The organism is Pseudomonas imrae (genome assembly GCF_046352735.2).
In the GTDB taxonomy this organism is placed as follows: Bacteria; Pseudomonadota; Gammaproteobacteria; order Pseudomonadales; family Pseudomonadaceae; genus Aquipseudomonas; species Aquipseudomonas imrae.
On record NZ_CP110853.2, the window covers coordinates 4890837 to 4908081 of the forward strand.

Genomic DNA, 17245 nt, shown 5'->3' on the forward strand with positions numbered 1-17245 from the left:
CATGACCGCCTCTACAAACTGAGGCGCCCCATGGAACGTTGTTCATGCAATGTGGGCAACTGACGGTCTGGTTGGTTTGCACCGATTCACTCCTTTGAAAAGCTTCCTTGAAGAACCACTAGTCTAACCGAGGTTCTCCCCAGTAAGGCACCGGAGAAGACGCTTGCACCGGTCAGTAATCCAAACGATGGAAATGTTTGAACACCGGCCTTAAAGCTCCGCGCTCCGCTTGGGCAACCCCTTCGGTTGCATCCCGTGTCCGAACTTGCCGGACTGGCTGCGGGGCAGGCACGGCGGGCGGAGCCCTTGACCTACCCTTAGCGATAGGCTGAGTGCTTCCTGTGGAGTCAAGGGTACGGCTACGCCCGTCATCCTCACCCGTTCGGTGCTCGCCTTCGGCGCCGCTCCGCATGCGGCCTCCGTTGCCGCCCTTGACACCACATCCAGCAAAAATCTTGGTGTTTTTTCGCACATGCGAGCTTTCGTGCTCGTAAGGGCCAGCCAAGATCGCGCGCATCTGACACTGGCTCAAACCGCTATCATTTAAATAATCAGGAATTCTTAAAAATCATCAGGAACCACTATGACTTCAGACGACCAAAAAACCGCGCAACATCAAAGCAACATGGAGATTTCAGCCGGAGTTGACCACCCCAAGGTATCCCAACTCTCGGAGGCTGAGCGGAGTAAGCGAAGGGAGGCCGTCGCCTTTGCCAATGCCTCAGCAAACCTGTCTGCATTTGAAATCACAGACGATATGAAACGCCTCGGCGAGCGTTACATCAGCGGTGAGATTGATCTGGAGGAATTTGTAGCTACCTCGCGGAACGAAAATTCCCATTGAGTGACTCCCACAAACGCCCAAACTTTCATTGCAGGAGCACGCATCGGACCGAAAAAGCTTGTTCATGAACAAGAATTCAAGCACATGGATATCTAGTGCAGGATAGGCCAACCGCCGGAACAATGTGCGCACAACACTCTGTTACGGACGATCCAGCAAGATCGACCTACGCAGTTAGAACCGAAGAGAGAACACCCTGTTCTGACGCATCCCGTAACGCGTTGAATGCTCCCTGCGGCACCGTGAAAGAGACCCACTCTGCAACCCTCAGATTTGAATCCGTCATTGCCCTCCTCCCACGAAAGCTTGTTCATGAACAAGAACTAAAGCGGGTGGAGATCTAGTGCAGGATAGGCGTTAGCCGGTGAACTGTGGTTCACTACAGGCATGATCAGTCGTTGATTTCGAAAGAGGAATTCACATGCCGCGCAAAGCTAGCATCGGTGCCACAAGGGATAGTGCCGTATACCGTGTACGCATACCGGCCGACCTGAAATCGGAATGGGAAGCGCACTGCGAGAAAAAAGGCTGCTCACAGCACGGCATGATCCGAGCCCTAATGCGCTACGCCATTCAAGATGAATTGCCCCCTGAGGTTAAAGAATGGATATCAGGGCAAATCGCAGGCGAGCCCGACGAAGGCCCGAAACAACGGTTTGAGGTCCGATTCACACCAAGTGAACACCATGAGATCGTGGCACGCTCAGAGGCCGAGGCATGCTCTCCTCAACGCTGGGTAATCAATTGCGTTCGAGCCAGCTTGACCAACCAGCCCCAGTTCACGATGGAGGCCACAAAAGCCCTTTGGGACTCATCGGGACAGCTTCGATCCATTGGTAGAAACCTGAATCAGATAGCAAAAAAACTGAATGAAGGCATTGGTGAGGGACTCTCTGCGAAGGAAATAAAACGCCTTTCTGACTATATCTACAGCCATACCGAAGCGGTTTCTAAGCTCCAAGACGCAAGCTTGAGTCGGTGGAAAATTGTCTCAGCAAGTTAGAAAAGCAACGTCCGACAAATAGAAGTCATTGATTCGCAAGGCTGGCTTGGCCCTGCTAAAAGTACCGATCCGCCTTCAATTCTTGAAACCCGACGAGCACCGCTCACATGTTAAGCAATGGCTCCGAGGGCAATGCTAGGAAACGATCAAACCCCGTCATCCATCGCCAAACCGGCACAGGTACAGGGCAGCTCCTGAGACCTTCCTGTATCATCGTCACCATCCCGCATGTCTTGCCCCATGCCTTTGAATTTCTATGTTGAGCTCTATGATCAATCCCACCCTCATTAAGATCCGCCAGAAAATCCAGGCACAGAATCTGAGCCTGCAAGCAGCAGCAGCGGCCATTGGTATCGGTTCCTCCGCTATGGAACGACATCTCTCCGGCGAGTATGTCCGCAGCGATTCGATGGCAAAGTACCGACTCTGGCTGGAAGGGGGACAGCCTCTAAACAATGTGCAGTCCGTTCCAAAACAGCGCAACGATACGGAGGAAGCATTTTTATCACCGCGCCCTCCTATTGAGGGTATGGATACCTTATCTATAGCGCCTCAAAAGCCTTTGAATGTAGTTGATCTTTTTTGTGGCTGCGGCGGGATGTCGCTAGGCTTCGAACGTTTTGACGGTGGCCGGGTATATCGTGTGGCAATGGCGCTGGATATTGAGGCGCCAATGGTGCGCGTCTTCAATGATAATCATCCATCACCGTCGGGGGACCTGCCTATAGCCAGGCAAAGCGACATAACCGACTTTATGAGCGAAGCCGAAATCCAGGGTTACTACTTAGATCACCTAGCCCGGTCTACCGGTGATGCTGTGTTGGCCAAAGAGCTTTCCAATCTGGGCAATGGAGGAATACCAGGCCTTAGAAAGATGCTTAGAGAACTCGACCAAGACTTTCTAGAAGACCTGTACGCTCAAAGAGTTCGCCCAGACTACATTTCTGCAATCAAAAAACTTGGAACTGCAGCACTAGGTCAAACCTCTGTCTCAGGTTTTCACAACGCCACAAAATTACCGTCGAGCGGCGGCTCCTACCCTAAAGTTGGCCCACTTATTTGGCACAATGATGGGGATATCTTGGACGTAGTCAAACCTTTCGATGCACCGCTAGACGATAAGCTCCTACGTTCGTGCCGCTCAGGTATGAGGAAACTCTGGGATGCTGAGGCCGGAAAGTTGACGAATCGTGCCAGTGGTGCCGGACGCGGCCAGCTCGCATCTGCCGCAGAAAGAATAGACAAATTCATGGACTTCCTCGAAGGCCCCTCAATGCGGGCTGTCAAATCCTTGTGGATAGAATGGAGAGCCACACGAGAAGCTGTCAGAAGGTCCTTCTTCGAAACCCCTTCTATCCAGGCAAAACTCAAGACAATTTACGAAGATGGGAGGCAGGTAACTGTGTTGCTGGGAGGCCCTCCTTGCCAGGGGTTCAGCAGAATCGGTCGAGGTAAAATTCGCAGCCTCAAAGAGCAAAGTGTCCATGTCCATGAGGACGAGGACTCTGTTGATAGTCGAAACCAGTTGATGCATCAGTATGTACTCTTTGTCGCAGCGCTCGCCCCCAAAGTGTTCCTGTTTGAAAATGTGCGTCACTTCCAAGCGGTAGTCAAAGCAGAAGGCATCGAATTCGACGCGGCCGACATTCTGGCCGAAGCAATCGAATCAGTATCAGAACGAGGCCTCGGTTATGCGGTGTCGCGAAAAATTGTTGTAGCCTCACAGCATGCAGTGCCCCAGGCGCGTGAGCGCTTTGTGATGGCTGGCGTGAGAAAAGAACTGAGTAAAATTCTTTCAAGCTCAGACGCTGCATCTTGGTGCCTTTCACTGCAACGACGTAGCCCCGTTCCTTTGCAAGTAGCACTGGAGGAGCTGCCCGCACCCAACTTCAGCAATCAGGAAGTGCAAGAGGCCACCCTCAAAAAACCTCATCACCCACAACGCAATGAACCCACAGCGCACGATCTATCAAGTGATATCTACCGAGCTTGGGCATTTCGAGGAGCGGTTGTCGATGCACACCTTGCACGCCCACCACGACGTGATGATGAAGCGTTCTTCTCGCTTATGGGGCCTGGAAAGCGCTGGATGGATTATCGCTGCGATGAGTCACCTACTCTTCAGCGAATAGCAACGGTGCTGACGAAACTCAATGATGAACTCAAAGCCTCCCCTGACCTAGCCGCCCGCCTTGGGATCTCTGATGATGACGTCAGCGAGCTATTAGCATCCGCAGATGGCTCATTAAGTCTTCGCCTATTATTAGAAAGCATTCCACCCCAACCCGGCGAACTTCAACATCACCTACTAACAACAACCTACCTTCGCAAGCGTGAGGGTGCGCATGGTGACTGGTTGTCTCGCATGGACCCCGCGCAACCCTCCAAGACTATCGTCAGCCATATGGCGAAAGACACCTATGCATTTGTCCACCCCACTCTTCCTCGCACGCTATCTGTCCGGGAGGCTGCCCGAGTACAGTCCTTCCCTGATGACTACAGGTTCGGAAGTGTTGGTCTTGTAGATGGTTTCCGGGTCGTTGGGAACGCGGTGCCGCCCCTACTTAGCATGCAGTTTGCGCAGCGGGTCGCACAGGTTCTGTCCAAAGAAATAATAGCACCTCGATCAAAAAGACTGTCTGATGCCTCACCTGCCAATGAACCAGAACAGCTTGTCATCAGCTAAGAACTCGCAGAGAGATCTGGGCCCAGACCTCTCTCGTAGTTCCAACATGTCGAAAATCAGAGGGCGGGATACTGCCCCTGAAATACTACTGCGCAAAACACTATGGCACAGGGGGTTCCGATTCCGAGTAAACTTCAAAGTAGAGGGGACACGCCCCGACATTGTGTTCACCTCGCGAAAACTAGTGGTATTCGTAGACGGTTGCTTTTGGCACGGTTGCCCACAGCACTATGTTATGCCACGCACAAGATTTGAGTTTTGGTCGGAAAAGTTAGTCTCAAACACCATGCGAGACCGCAAACAAACCGTTGCCCTGATCGAAAGCGGTTGGCGTGTCTTACGATTCTGGGAACATGAAGTGGAGTCTGCTCTATCCCAAGTAGTGACACAGGTTGAAAATACTTTTTTTGATCCATCCACCCCATTCAGGGACCGAGCAATGGTAATGAAGGTAGAACCAGTCAGCTCCGAGGGAAGTTTAGAACGGTGGAATATTGGATATCTGACTTCTGAACGGACCGCTTATCAAGAGGTCCGACCAAGAAAAGCAAAAAATCCGACTTCACGCAGGTAGAACGCTGCCTAGCATTTCAGTAAGAAACTTGTAGCTCGCACTTTTCGCCTCAAATCCACGACTAACCAAGCCCTCGACGTCCACCCCGATTAAATGCACTTGAGCATTTGTGTCCGAATCAAGATAGCTCTTAATCCACTTCTCAGGCATCCAGGGAGCCTTGGGAACAAGGATAATAGCCGCAGAAACCTTATACCGCACCAAGTACGCATGTATCTGATAAAAATCTTCCCGCTTTATACCGTGTGCAGCGCCGTCCACACTCACACGTTTCCACTTTGCATCAGCAATAGCAACTGGTACATCTGAACGACTGAAAACATAGTCCGGTCGCAGCCGGACAACTCCCGACGCATCTTTCGCATCTCTGAATAAGAATAAAGATTTGGTACGAGAGCTGACAGCCAGCCCAGTGCCATCAATAACTCTAGCAAGAATTTTCCTTAACGCACGCTCGTAGAGATGCTGCATAGGAAAAAGTAACGAAAATGCTTTATTACGCCCACCGAACGTTGGATCTGGCGACTGTCCACTCAATAGTAATCGACCTACTGCCAACGTATCAGACCAATGCATCTCATACCGAGAGAGTACTAGGGCGTCGAGTTGAGCAACACTGACTACTTTATCACTCACCAGGGAAAGGCTGGCAAGAACCACCCCTAGCGTTTGGCGATTAACACCGCTACGAGTAATTTGATGTAAGAAGCTTGCTATCCCCTTAATAACTTCGGCGAGCTGATTATTCATACTTAAAGGGGAGTGTCGAATAGGTACAATAGCAGTCCCCGGCAGACGAGTAGAGAGTCGCGTAAAGTCAATCCTCCCCCTTATAACCGGTGACTCTTCGCACGCTTGTTCATATCGCCTAGGGTAACCCTCACGCAGAGCACGGACCATCCCCATCGCAACTTCAGAAATCATTGCCTCTAATGGATCTAAATTTTCTGCACGGACGTTTGCCGTACCTTGATGCAGAGAGCTAAGATACCCAGCAGAGCGTAAAAGATTCAATAAAAACGACTTATCACGATTAGGTTCAAATGTATCAAGCTTGGGTAGAATATTGATTCGAAAACGGCCTATTTGAATACAACCGACAACTTCTGCGGCGTGCAAGCCCCCCCTCTTCCAGCGAAAGGCTGTAAAAGGTGCTGACTCAGTAAGCCGCATCAGTCGGTCTGTAAACCAACGTGGATCTACATCAGGAGGGAGAGGAATAGGCATTCCTTCCCAAGTGGTTACTTCAGGCAAAAGAGTCTCTCCTTGGATTAGTTGCCTGCTGACAATGCAGTAATAAAGCGAAGGAATCGCCCACCATCCCAGTCAGTACCGCTCGGATCCCACCAATGTGCAAATGTTAAGGATGTAGCCTCAAAGGTTTCATAGTCATCAGGTAATCGGCTCATGAACTGAGGGTCCACGGGGGGAGACTCAAAGAGCGAAATAATTTCAACCCCATCACGAGACTCGCCCGCAATTGCTCGAATCTTGCTCCAGTCGCCATGGAGGTACTCAGCTAGCGTCGGTAGGACATTTGCTCTCATTACATGAGCCAACACGCGAAGCTGGCCATCTGGCTCTACTACCCAATGCATAGAAGAACAGGTAGCATCGAGTTTTTCCTGCATCAGGAAAGCATGCCCAAACTCATATCCGCTACCGAGCAACATCGCTACGCGATTGTTGATCCGCTGCAATAGTGCACGAGTATTCACATCGCCATAACTATCGGGCACGAGTTCCGGCTGTGCTGGAACGTGCGTGAACTCGAACCGACGCCTCATTGCAAAGTCTAAAGCGGTCAGCGAGCGATCAACTGTATTCATCGTTCCGATGATCGACACATTTGCAGGCACCGAGAAAAGCTTCTTGGAGTAAGGGAGCCATATCTGCTTCGCCTCAGGCTGTCCTTCGCGCTTATCCACCTCCAGCAATGTTAGCAGCTCGCCAAACACCCTCGATGGCTCTGCCCGGTTAATCTCGTCGATAACAAGTGCGACCGGGCTGCCCGCTCCGGGTGTTTCTTCCTGCAGAGTACTTAGTCGCCGAACGACTGAGCCAATGTGAGCGGAGTTACTCAGGTCTGAGCTTGAAAACATTCCAGTACGCGCAGCGACAATTTTTCGAATTACAGACCCACCGCGAGTTGTTGCCGTATCACCCTCCTGGGGCTCAGGGACATCTCGATCATTAGGATCGATTCCATACTCCGCTAACTCATGACTCCCGTTACCAGGAATAGAAAATATTTGCGGGGGAAGCCCCATAGCTAATATGCGGTCCACTACAAATCGCGGCACATATTTATCTATCGAGCTAGCCACTTTATCTGAGCGCTGGGTTGTGACGCGCACAACCCAGCCACCGGCATCTTTTCCAACTACAACACCTGCAGCCCCTCCAGATCCGTTCGTCAACTGATCACCAATCTGCAGATCTGTTTCAAAGCGCGCACGCAGGCAGAGAGACTTGAATGGGCCATCGATCACGCGATAAGCAAGCTGTCCAGCATCATCGACAACTGGCCTATAACCTTCAACAAAGTCTTCATATGAGTAGCTAGGATGGAAAGTGACCCAAAGGATCCTACCTTCAGTGACCAAGCGCTCGTGTAACTGTCGCAGTGCCTCGGCCGGATCAGCGTCCTGTATTGCAAGGGCGTAATGGGCAGGCTCAATTGCTCTCACAGCCTCCCTGGCTGCTTGCCAGGTTTTCCCTGTACCAGGCGGACCGTACAAGATTTTCATCGTGGGGCTCGACAATGCAACTCTCCATCCGTATGAGCATTGAGAACGGTGATAAGGGCTCGGAGCTAACACCACCGTAAACCGTCCCTGATCGCGAATCACACCACTTGAGAGGTACCTAGGGGGCAGCACTCCAACGCAGCTTCATGACTGGACCAGTTCACTGGCAAGCACCCTAACCAGGTTCGCTCAATTACGCTAGATTTCGCTCAGGATCCAAGGTGCAGACCTGCACATTGGTTGCAGACGTTATGACTGCGCGTTGCAGGCCCCGAGAACTGGGTATCCTGCTGCTTGTATGCCTCGCCACCGGATGGCGGCCCATTCACCATCGAGCGTGTTCTTGGACACAAAAAAAGTCGTGATATGAATTTAACGTCGCCACAATTACGCAGAACCGTGGATAGGGCTAGAGAATGAGAGACGTAATTTCCTCTTGCCGTCCCAGAAAAAGACCTGTTGCATTCGACTATGCAACAATCCGTGACAAAGCGATCGCCTATCGTCTACGATCTCTTGAATTTAAAGTGGGCTCTGACCATACAAACTCCAACCCCTCATATCACTTTCCAGAGAAAATATTACATGACACTTACAGCGTTCGCGTTAGATCGAGACGACCGACTTAACTCTTACTGTGTTACCGCAAAATGCACATACGAATACTTTCTTGAATTAACAGAGGGAGCAGAGAGCAATCTTCAGATACAGCGATCAATCATAAAAGGCACGAAAGCGTACGCAACGCTCAGAAGTGACCTAAAACGAGGCTGCGTACTACCTCCGATTGTCCTCGCGGTAAAAGTCATATTAAATAGTCCGCTTGAACAGATTTACTTGGGACAAGATATGCCCGCGCTTTCCGCACAGCTTACGGCTATCCAAAGCGCAGACGTATATATCATCGACGGATTACAGCGAACTAACGCAATTCGCCAGACGATGAATGAAATGGAAGGGGCCGCCCGCACTTTGTTCCTAGAGCGCGAAATACGTTTAGAGCTTTGGATAAATATCCCCTTCGGGGCCATCGCCTACCGAATGCTGCTACTCAACGCAGGACAACGTCCAATGTCTGTTAAGCATCAGGTAGAGGTTCTCAGTTCTAAGCTGGTCGATGACCTTCAGTCTGTTCAAGACCTAACAATCTTTCGAGCCTCCGACACCCGTCGCAGATCGCAACCAGGACAATTTCAGTTAGCAAAACTCGCGCAGGCCTTTCAAGCGTGGCTGCAAGGCCAACCGAACTTGGATCTGAGAAACTCAGTAATGGAGGAACTACTGGCGGAGTCAGCTATTGAAGTACTAGGCCACAGCGTCGCTGACAGCTTGACGCCTCAACCTGTTGACGAAGACGGGTTCAGTCAACTCGTTTCTTGGATCGTACAACTCGACGTTGCGCTTGGCGTAGATAACCTTCAATTTTTGGGAAATGAAACCGTACTGTTAGGTATAGCCGCTGCTGTTGGCGCGCTGGAGAGAAACGAAACCCTATCTCCACGAGTTTGGCCCGCTCTCAGAAGTCTCTTAAATTCCGCAAGGGTGGATGCTCGTGACGCGCTGGGACTGAATACATTCGAAAGCCTACGACAGGGTATCGACGCCAGCAAAACAAACGTGGGGGTCGCCACCCGTGACATGATATTCAGCGCATTTAAGGAATTTATTAGAGGCGCAGCCGACACGGACATGAATGAGTGCTGGCGTATTGGGGCAGCGCGAGATTAAAAATGACTTATCTATCTGAGGAACTACGAGCAATTGCAAATTTACCAGAAGGCGCAACTGCGCAAGATTTAATCATCAAACTAGATGAGGAGGAGGACCTGAATGTCCTAGATGGACTTTTAGAAAGTCAAGACAGCCGACTATTAGCCCAGCAATCGCTGGCTAATCTGCAAAGCTACACAATAGAGCTGGTAGAGCAGACTGAATCGCCTCGACTGGGTTTTTTAGAATTCATAGTCGAGAGTTGCCCCCTTCCTGTTCTAATTGGCTTCTTTGACAGGAACGAAATCATAAATCCAGTTACGGGCCTCGAGAACTTAATATTCTGGACTGCAATTGACTCTCGTGGACCGATTCATAATCAGTGGGGCAATAAGGACGGCGTGCCCGTTATAAATTGGCGCGCAGCCTTATCAGGAAAAGCTGTAATTGCAATTCCACAAAGTTTAGATTCGGTACCACTACTGCGTTTGCTCGCGGCGTTATTTTCATTAAAGCACGCAGATCTACCCGTGTCGTCTGTTCAAGCGACCTTGAAAGACTCAGCCGCAGGGGTGACTCTTCGTAATGATGCGGCGGATTACTCAGAAACCCAGTCGCGTCTGATTTTTGAAGCTATATCAGAGACCAATCCAAAATGGCGCTGCCTATCTTTCTACCGAATACTTGAGAACGCATACCTCAACAACATCAAACGCATACTCAATGCCAGCTTTGACTTTGACGCGAAAACCGCAATAGCCACAGCGCAAAAAAGCGTATCAAGCGAAGTCCAGCAACTCCTTACGCTTTCAGAAACACTAGCCATGCAAGGCGAGTTTCTTAAATTCAACACTGATTTTGAATCACTTATTCAAGTAAACAATAAATTTATTGAGGCGATCGACAATAACGCACGTGACGACAAAGATCTTTATGGGCACCGTGATCTTTGGCGCAAAGCAGTTTTGCGATTTTATAAATTGCGTTGCTCTATTGCACACGGTGGAACTTCAAGCGTAATCTATGAGCAATTTTCAGACGCCAACTCAGCAGCCCTTTCGCTGTTACCTAGCATTGAAGAACTCGCATTCAAAAGCCTTAAAATCGAGGTTCTTTATTAACCTAATAAGAAAGTTCTAATTGCTTTCATATGGTTCCGCTTATTCACAACTGCAACTTAGTCAGCCACGCCATTCTAGGGTGGCTTACGGGACACGCAATATCTCAAAAAATCAGTTCGCCCAATCATCCTTCGCAGGGAAGGTGATATACATGCGTAACACGGGCGCAGAGGAAAAATAGGGAACAGGCCACGATTCCAGTATCAGAGGTACGGTCCGACACCTGCGCGTCTCAGTAAAGAGAAGAATGACTTGAAATGCGGTCCGGCCAACGTAAATGCCATAACCGATCGGTATGGATCAGAACAAGAATCGGACCTAGCAAAAAATTCAATTCGAGCAAGACCAATACGCTGCAAATCAGTACAACCACGGTACAGTACTCAGCTTGAGCAACCTTCTCAAAATTACGCTCAACACTAGTAACTACGGGGCTTCCAGCTATGCCAAGCTACGTTCACTTACGAATGATTTCTCTAGGCATATCAGATCGCCCAGCAACTCATAATCCCTTGGTCGTAGGTTCGAGTCCTACTGGGCCCACCAACTTGAAAGCCGCGCATTGCGCGGCTTTTGTGTTCCTGAAATAGATCCAGCGCTTCACTTCTCGCCCTTTGGGCCGCCAGTTCACACCAATACATATAGTCGAGCGAGATCCAGCACCATCAATCATGAGCCTGTAACATGCTCTCCCATTGATGTTCACGCCGGAGACCACATTGCCTGCCATCCGCCCTCCCGTCCTCGATGAAATCGACCGCCAGTTGATCGCGGCCCTGCAGATCAATGCCCGCGAAAGCGTTGCCATGCTTGCCCGGCAATTGGGCATCGCGCGTACCACAGTCACGTCACGCCTGGCCCGCCTGGAAAAGACCCAGGTAATCACTGGCTACGGTGTGCGCCTCGGCCAGCGTGTGGTGGATGGAGGGTTGCAGGCGTATGTGGGGATTACGGTACAACCGCGCTCGGGTAAGGAAGTATTGCGGCGTCTCAGTGCCATGGCTCAGGTTCAGCAGTTGTGCGCGGTCAGCGGCGAGTTCGATTATGTGGCGTGGTTGCGCACCGACTCACCGGAACAACTTGATCAGTTGCTGGACCAGATTGGCAGTGTCGATGGTGTGGAGAAAACCACTACTTCGATCATCCTCAGTAACAAATTGGATCGTGGACACCCAATCTGATCGCCAGCTTCGTCACTTTGACTAAAAACAATCCAATACGACGACACATTGCGTCTTATTAACGAGCGCAACGCTCCCTAGAATGGCAGCCATCTTTTCCTATACTCCTCGGGTCGTGCCCCTCGAGTAGCCAGCAAGGTTTGCCATGAACACCACTAACAAAAACAATCGCCACCCTGCAGACGGTAAAAAGCCCATCACTATCTTCGGCCCGGACTTCCCGTTCGCCTTCGATGACTGGATCGAGCATCCTGCAGGACTGGGCAGTATTCCTGCTGCCAACCATGGCGCGGAAGTGGCGATTGTCGGTGCTGGGATCGCCGGGTTGGTGGCAGCCTATGAGCTGATGAAGCTGGGCCTCAAGCCCGTGGTCTATGAAGCCTCGAAAATGGGCGGACGCCTGCGCTCCCAAACTTTTGAAGGAGCCGAAGGCATCATCGCAGAGCTAGGCGGCATGCGCTTTCCAGTGTCTTCCACAGCGTTTTACCACTATGTGGACAAGCTGGGCCTGGAGACCAAACCCTTCCCCAACCCGCTGACCCAGGCGTCCGGCAGCACCGTGATCGACCTGGAAGGCCAGACTCACTACGCACAGAAACTATCCGACCTTCCCGCACTGTTCCAGGAAGTGGCCGACGCCTGGGCCGACGCCCTGGAAGCCGGGTCGCAGTTTGGCGATATCCAGCAAGCGATCCGCGATCGCGACGTACCACGCCTCAAAGAGCTGTGGAACAAGCTGGTTCCGTTGTGGGACGACCGCACCTTCTACGATTTCGTCGCCACTTCAAAGGCGTTCGCCAAGCTGTCGTTTCATCACCGCGAGGTGTTCGGCCAGGTAGGTTTCGGAACCGGTGGCTGGGATTCGGATTTCCCCAACTCAATGCTGGAAATCTTCCGCGTGGTGATGACCAACTGCGACGATCACCAGCATCTGGTGGTAGGCGGCGTGGCGCAGGTGCCCATGGGCATCTGGCGCCACGTTCCTGAGCGCTGTGCCCACTGGCCGGAAGGCACCAGCCTGAGTTCGCTGCACCACGGCGCGCCACGGGCCGGGGTCAAGCGGATCGCCCACGCCGCCGATGGCCGTTTCGCAGTCACCGATAACTACGGCGATACGCGGGAGTACGCGGCCGTCCTGACCACTTGCCAAAGCTGGCTGCTGACCACCCAGATCGAATGCGACGAAACCCTGTTCTCGCAAAAAATGTGGATGGCCCTGGACCGCACACGCTACATGCAATCGTCCAAGACCTTTGTCATGGTCGACCGGCCATTCTGGAAGGACAAGGATCCCGAGACCGGTCGCGATTTGATGAGCATGACCCTGACCGACCGCCTGACCCGCGGCACGTACCTGTTCGATAACGGCGACGACAAACCGGGGGTTATCTGCCTGTCCTATTCCTGGATGAGCGACGCCCTGAAAATGCTTCCGCAACCCATCGAAAAGCGTGTAAAGCTAGCCCTCGACGCACTGAAAAAAATCTATCCGAAAGTCGACATTGCCGCGCGCATCATTGGCGACCCGATCACTGTTTCATGGGAAGCCGATCCGCACTTCCTCGGGGCGTTCAAAGGTGCGTTGCCGGGTCATTACCGTTATAACCAACGGATGTATGCGCACTTCATGCAAAAAGACATGCCGGCAGAGCAAAAAGGGATTTTCATCGCCGGTGACGACGTGTCCTGGACCCCTGCGTGGGTCGAAGGCGCGGTGCAAACCTCGCTGAACGCGGTGTGGGGAATCATGACTCACTTCGGCGGCAGCACTCCCCCAGAGAACCCGGGGCCGGGGGATGTATTCGACGACATCGGACCGATTGCCCTGGCCGAATAAGGAAGCCGAACCATGCGCGTCGCCTTGTACCAATGTCCGCCTTTGCCACTGGACGTAGAAGCCAATCTCCAGCGCCTGCGCCAGATAGCGCTTGAAGCCGGCGACGTGGATTTGCTGGTGTTGCCGGAGATGTTCCTGACTGGCTACAACATCGGCTTTGAGGCAGTGGGCGCCCTGGCGGAATCTGCGGATGGCAAGTCTGCGCAGTACATTTGCGACCTGGCAAAAAGCCGTGGGCTGGCGATCCTTTACGGTTACCCGGAACGAGCCGAGGACGGGCAGATCTACAACGCCGTGCAGTTGATAGACGCCACCGGCCAGCGCCTGTGCAATTACCGCAAGACCCATCTGTTCGGCGATCTCGATCGCTCGATGTTCAGTGCCGGGAATGACGACTGTCCCATCGTTGAGTTGAACGGCTGGAGACTCGGCTTTCTTATCTGCTACGACCTGGAGTTCCCGGAGAACGCCCGTCGCCTGGCCCTGGCCGGCGCGGATCTGATTCTGGTACCAACCGCCAATATGGTGCCATTCGACTTTGTCGCCGACGTCACCGTACGGGCACGGGCCTTTGAAAACCAGTGTTACGTGGCCTATGCCAATTACTGCGGGCACGAAAACGAGATTCAATACTGCGGGCAAAGCAGCATTGCCGCACCCAATGGTGAGCGAGTCGCCTTGGCCGGCCTGGATGAAGCATTGATCATTGGCACTCTGGAGCGTCAGTCGATCACTGGCGCCCGTGCCGCCAATCACTATCTGCAAGACCGGCGTCCCGAGCTCTACAGCGCGCTTCACAAACCCTGATCCGGCAGGTTTGCTAGCATAGGCGCTTCCTACGCTCTGGAAGTGCCCATGCCCGCGCCGGCCCACCCTCATTATCGTCAACTCACCCTGGCCAATGGCCTGCGGGTTTCCCTACGCCATGCGCCACGTCTCAAACGTTGTGCGGCGGTCTTGCGGGTCGCGGCTGGAAGTCATGACGCGCCCTTGGCCTGGCCGGGCCTGGCGCACTTTCTTGAACATCTGCTGTTTCTCGGCACCGAGCGCTTTGCGACAAGCGAAGGGCTGATGGCGTTCGTGCAACGCCATGGCGGACAGGTCAATGCCAGTACCCGTGAGCGCACCACCGACTTTTTCTGTGAAGTGCCCGCGTCGAACTTCGCCGATGCCCTGGAGCGTCTGGGCGATATGCTGGCTCATCCGCGCCTGGACATGGATGACCAGTTGCGTGAACGTGAGGTGCTGCAAGCGGAATTTATCGCCTGGTCCCAGGATGCCCAGGCGCAACACCAGCGAGCGATGCTGGAAGGCTTGGCGGCAGATCATCCGTTGCGCGGTTTTCACGCCGGCAATCGCGAGACTTTGCCGGTACCGCGTACAGACTTCCAGCAATCGCTGCGTGAGTTTTATGGGGAGTTTTATCAGAGCGGCCAAATGTTCTTGAGCCTCGCTGGCACGCAGTCCCTGGACGAGCTGCAAGCCTTGGCCGAGCAATTCGGCGCCGGACTCCGATCAGGAGCGAGGCGCCTGCAGGCAGCGCCGCCGGCCCTGCTGAACAGCGGCCAATCCGGCTATCAATACGTGGCCAGGCAGCGCCTGCATCAGCTCATCGCCTGCAACGCCCCGCGTGAAGCGCTGGATTTTCTCTGCACCTGGCTCAATGCATCGGCCCCTGGCGGTCTGCTTGCACAGTTGAAAACACGACAATGGGCGACAGCACTGGAAGCGAAAGTGCTTTATCAGTTTGCCGGGCAGGCACTGTTGGAAGTCGACGTGACCTTGGCGAACGACGGGCCGCAGCAGGCTGCATCGATTGAAGCAATGTTGTACGACTGGCTAAGCTTTTTCGCACACAGCGATTGGGCTGCCCTGCGCAATGAGTACGCACTGTTGATCGCTCGCCAGCAACAGATCAACGGCGCCCTGGCATTGGCGCGACAAGACAGTGAACAGCTAGAGCCACGGTTGTCCGATGAGCACTGCCGTGCGCTCAAGACGTTGCTGGACTCACTGCGCCTGGCTCCCGCCAAAATCAGTTGGCAGCTTGCCCCCAACAACCCGTTTTTGCAGCCGGCCGCCAAAGCACCACACGCAGGACTGATTCGTGGCCAGACCAGCGCCCATCGCGGCTTGCGCACCTTTGCCCAGGATCGCTCGCGCGGCAGACGGGACCTGTCGTCCCTGACGTTCAGCCACGTCTTGCCCGACGACAGCGAGGAAGGCGCGCTCTATCTGCACTGGCGACTGGATTGCACCCTGCAGGGAGATTTTTTCACGCGCCTGGCAAATACCCTTCAACCACTGCGCGAAAATGCCCGCCAGGCCGGCATCACATTGTCCTTCGAAACAGTGGGCACTGACTGGCTGGTGAAAATGATCGGGGCTCATGAACCGATACCTGCCGTAGTGGAGCAGCTCGCCCAGAGCCTTGCCCAGCCCGACACAAACCTATGGCAGGAAATACTGCCCAGCCCAGCGCCAATGATTGCAATCCGTGAGCTGCTCAAGGCACTGCCTGCCTGTTGTGCCGGAACGTTGCCTGACAAGGCTCCCACGAATCTCGACGACCTGCCTGGTATGTGGTCAAACGCGCGATGGCAGGGTTTTGCAGCAGGCCTGCCCACCGCTTGTGAACTGGCCATCAAACAGGCGGCAGCGCGTCTGCCGGGGCAGCCTGCAACCCTTGAAAGCACTCCCATGCCCATCTGCGGCCAACACCTCTGGCATGAAGTGAGCACCGATTCCAGCGACACCGCGCTGTTACTGTTTTGCCCCGCGCCGACCCAAACCCTGGCCGATGAAGCTCGCTGGCGACTGCTAGCGCACATAATCCAGGCGCCGTTCTATCAGCACCTACGGGTCGAGCGGCAAGTGGGTTACGCAGTATTCAGCGGCATCCGACAGTTCAACGGACAGACCGGCCTGCTATTTGGCGCGCAATCGCCCCACATGGCGCGTGAAGACGTACTCGGACATATACAGGCATTCCTCAAGCAACTGCCCGACCTGATCGGTGCTCATGAAGACCTGGGCAATCTGGTCCTGGCCCGGCAGCTCGAAGCACAAGCGCTACCCACCACCCAAGCTGCCGAGCTACTCTGGCAGGCACAACTGGCAGGCCATCGGTCGGATTATCTGGAGCAGCTTAACCAAGCGATCCAAACCTGTACCCGCCAGGATCTGCTGAGCGGCGCACAACAACTCAACCAAGCTGCAGGCGGCTGGCGCTGCGTCGCCAACGGAGCGCCCGTAGCTGGTTCATGGCTCACGCCGAGCTGATCATTGCCGATGCTGCAACAGGCTTTTTCTGTCGAGACAGCGCTAACTCAGCGATAATTGCGTAACATTCCCACGCACGCATCTGAACATCTCCGGTTGGAGATGGACTATATGTATTAGTTGGTAGTAAACGTCCCATCCCTTCGTAGGAGTATGAATATGACTTGGTCCAAACCTGCTTACACTGATCTGCGTATCGGCTTTGAAGTCACCATGTACTTTGCCAGCCGCTGATTGGCTTTGTATTGCTTTGCAAC

Annotated in this window: 13 protein-coding genes; 11 read left to right on the forward strand and 2 right to left on the reverse strand. The window is 53.3% G+C overall.

What is annotated here, in order from left to right; all coding sequences use genetic code 11:
• Positions 1-583: 583 nt before the first annotated feature.
• From OQ460_RS22360 to OQ460_RS22375, 4 genes are all read left to right on the forward strand, one after another.
• Positions 584-844 (forward strand): antitoxin VbhA family protein, encoded by a 261-nt coding sequence (locus OQ460_RS22360; RefSeq protein WP_410019454.1) that lies wholly within the window; start codon positions 584-586, stop codon positions 842-844.
• Positions 845-1265: 421 nt separating this feature from the next.
• Positions 1266-1847 carry a plasmid mobilization relaxosome protein MobC gene (gene mobC, locus OQ460_RS22365; protein ID WP_410019455.1) on the forward strand — a complete coding sequence of 194 codons (582 nt, stop codon included), beginning with the start codon at positions 1266-1268 and terminating at the stop codon, positions 1845-1847.
• 268 nt (positions 1848-2115) lie between these two features.
• Positions 2116-4533, forward strand: coding sequence for a DNA cytosine methyltransferase (locus OQ460_RS22370; RefSeq protein ID WP_410019456.1), 2418 nt, complete (start codon positions 2116-2118; stop codon positions 4531-4533).
• Positions 4505-5107, forward strand: a complete 603-nt coding sequence (locus tag OQ460_RS22375) for a very short patch repair endonuclease (protein ID WP_410022085.1) — start codon at positions 4505-4507, stop codon at positions 5105-5107. Before OQ460_RS22370 ends, OQ460_RS22375 begins: the two co-directional genes overlap by 29 nt.
• Here OQ460_RS22375 and OQ460_RS22380 read toward each other — a convergent pair.
• Together OQ460_RS22380 and OQ460_RS22385 are read right to left on the reverse strand one after the other, a co-directional pair.
• A complete protein-coding gene (locus tag OQ460_RS22380; protein ID WP_410019457.1) occupies positions 5096-6361 on the reverse strand; it encodes an McrC family protein in 1266 nt (421 codons plus the stop codon). The two genes, OQ460_RS22375 and OQ460_RS22380, sit on opposite strands and share 12 nt — an antisense overlap.
• 17 nt (positions 6362-6378) lie before the next feature.
• Positions 6379-7857 (reverse strand): McrB family protein, encoded by a 1479-nt coding sequence (locus OQ460_RS22385; protein ID WP_410019458.1) that lies wholly within the window; start codon positions 7855-7857, stop codon positions 6379-6381.
• Positions 7858-8706: 849 nt separating this feature from the next.
• On the opposite strand from OQ460_RS22385, the gene OQ460_RS22390 reads away from it, so the two are divergent.
• From OQ460_RS22390 to pqqA, 7 genes are all read left to right on the forward strand, one after another.
• A complete protein-coding gene (locus OQ460_RS22390; RefSeq protein ID WP_410019459.1) occupies positions 8707-9585 on the forward strand; it encodes a hypothetical protein in 879 nt (292 codons plus the stop codon).
• A gap of 2 nt (positions 9586-9587) precedes the next feature.
• Complete coding sequence (locus OQ460_RS22395; protein ID WP_410019460.1) at positions 9588-10688, forward strand: hypothetical protein; 1101 nt, start codon at positions 9588-9590, stop codon at positions 10686-10688.
• Between the two features lie 719 nt (positions 10689-11407).
• On the forward strand, positions 11408-11869 hold the full coding sequence (locus tag OQ460_RS22400; RefSeq protein ID WP_410019461.1) for an Lrp/AsnC family transcriptional regulator: 462 nt from the start codon (positions 11408-11410) through the stop codon (positions 11867-11869).
• Between the two features lie 145 nt (positions 11870-12014).
• The gene (locus OQ460_RS22405; RefSeq protein WP_410019462.1) at positions 12015-13706 is read left to right on the forward strand and encodes a flavin monoamine oxidase family protein; all 1692 of its coding nucleotides are present in this window, start codon (positions 12015-12017) and stop codon (positions 13704-13706) included.
• Between the two features lie 12 nt (positions 13707-13718).
• Positions 13719-14513 (forward strand): carbon-nitrogen hydrolase family protein, encoded by a 795-nt coding sequence (locus OQ460_RS22410; protein WP_410019463.1) that lies wholly within the window; start codon positions 13719-13721, stop codon positions 14511-14513.
• A 48-nt stretch (positions 14514-14561) separates the two neighbouring features.
• Positions 14562-16988 carry a pyrroloquinoline quinone biosynthesis protein PqqF gene (pqqF, locus tag OQ460_RS22415; protein WP_410019464.1) on the forward strand — a complete coding sequence of 809 codons (2427 nt, stop codon included), beginning with the start codon at positions 14562-14564 and terminating at the stop codon, positions 16986-16988.
• Positions 16989-17147: 159 nt separating this feature from the next.
• Positions 17148-17222 carry a pyrroloquinoline quinone precursor peptide PqqA gene (pqqA, locus tag OQ460_RS22420; RefSeq protein ID WP_003194766.1) on the forward strand — a complete coding sequence of 25 codons (75 nt, stop codon included), beginning with the start codon at positions 17148-17150 and terminating at the stop codon, positions 17220-17222.
• The last annotated feature ends 23 nt before the right edge of the window (positions 17223-17245 follow it).

Coding starts and splice junctions, on each gene's coding strand:
- OQ460_RS22360 (WP_410019454.1), top strand. CDS start 584: ATGACTTCAGACGACCAAAAAACCGCGCAACATCAAAGCAACATGGAG.
- mobC (WP_410019455.1), top strand. CDS start 1,266: ATGCCGCGCAAAGCTAGCATCGGTGCCACAAGGGATAGTGCCGTATAC.
- OQ460_RS22370 (WP_410019456.1), top strand. CDS start 2,116: ATGATCAATCCCACCCTCATTAAGATCCGCCAGAAAATCCAGGCACAG.
- OQ460_RS22375 (WP_410022085.1), top strand. CDS start 4,505: ATGAACCAGAACAGCTTGTCATCAGCTAAGAACTCGCAGAGAGATCTG.
- OQ460_RS22385 (WP_410019458.1), bottom strand. CDS start 7,857: ATGAAAATCTTGTACGGTCCGCCTGGTACAGGGAAAACCTGGCAAGCA.
- OQ460_RS22390 (WP_410019459.1), top strand. CDS start 8,707: ATGCCCGCGCTTTCCGCACAGCTTACGGCTATCCAAAGCGCAGACGTA.
- OQ460_RS22395 (WP_410019460.1), top strand. CDS start 9,588: ATGACTTATCTATCTGAGGAACTACGAGCAATTGCAAATTTACCAGAA.
- OQ460_RS22405 (WP_410019462.1), top strand. CDS start 12,015: ATGAACACCACTAACAAAAACAATCGCCACCCTGCAGACGGTAAAAAG.
- OQ460_RS22410 (WP_410019463.1), top strand. CDS start 13,719: ATGCGCGTCGCCTTGTACCAATGTCCGCCTTTGCCACTGGACGTAGAA.
- pqqF (WP_410019464.1), top strand. CDS start 14,562: ATGCCCGCGCCGGCCCACCCTCATTATCGTCAACTCACCCTGGCCAAT.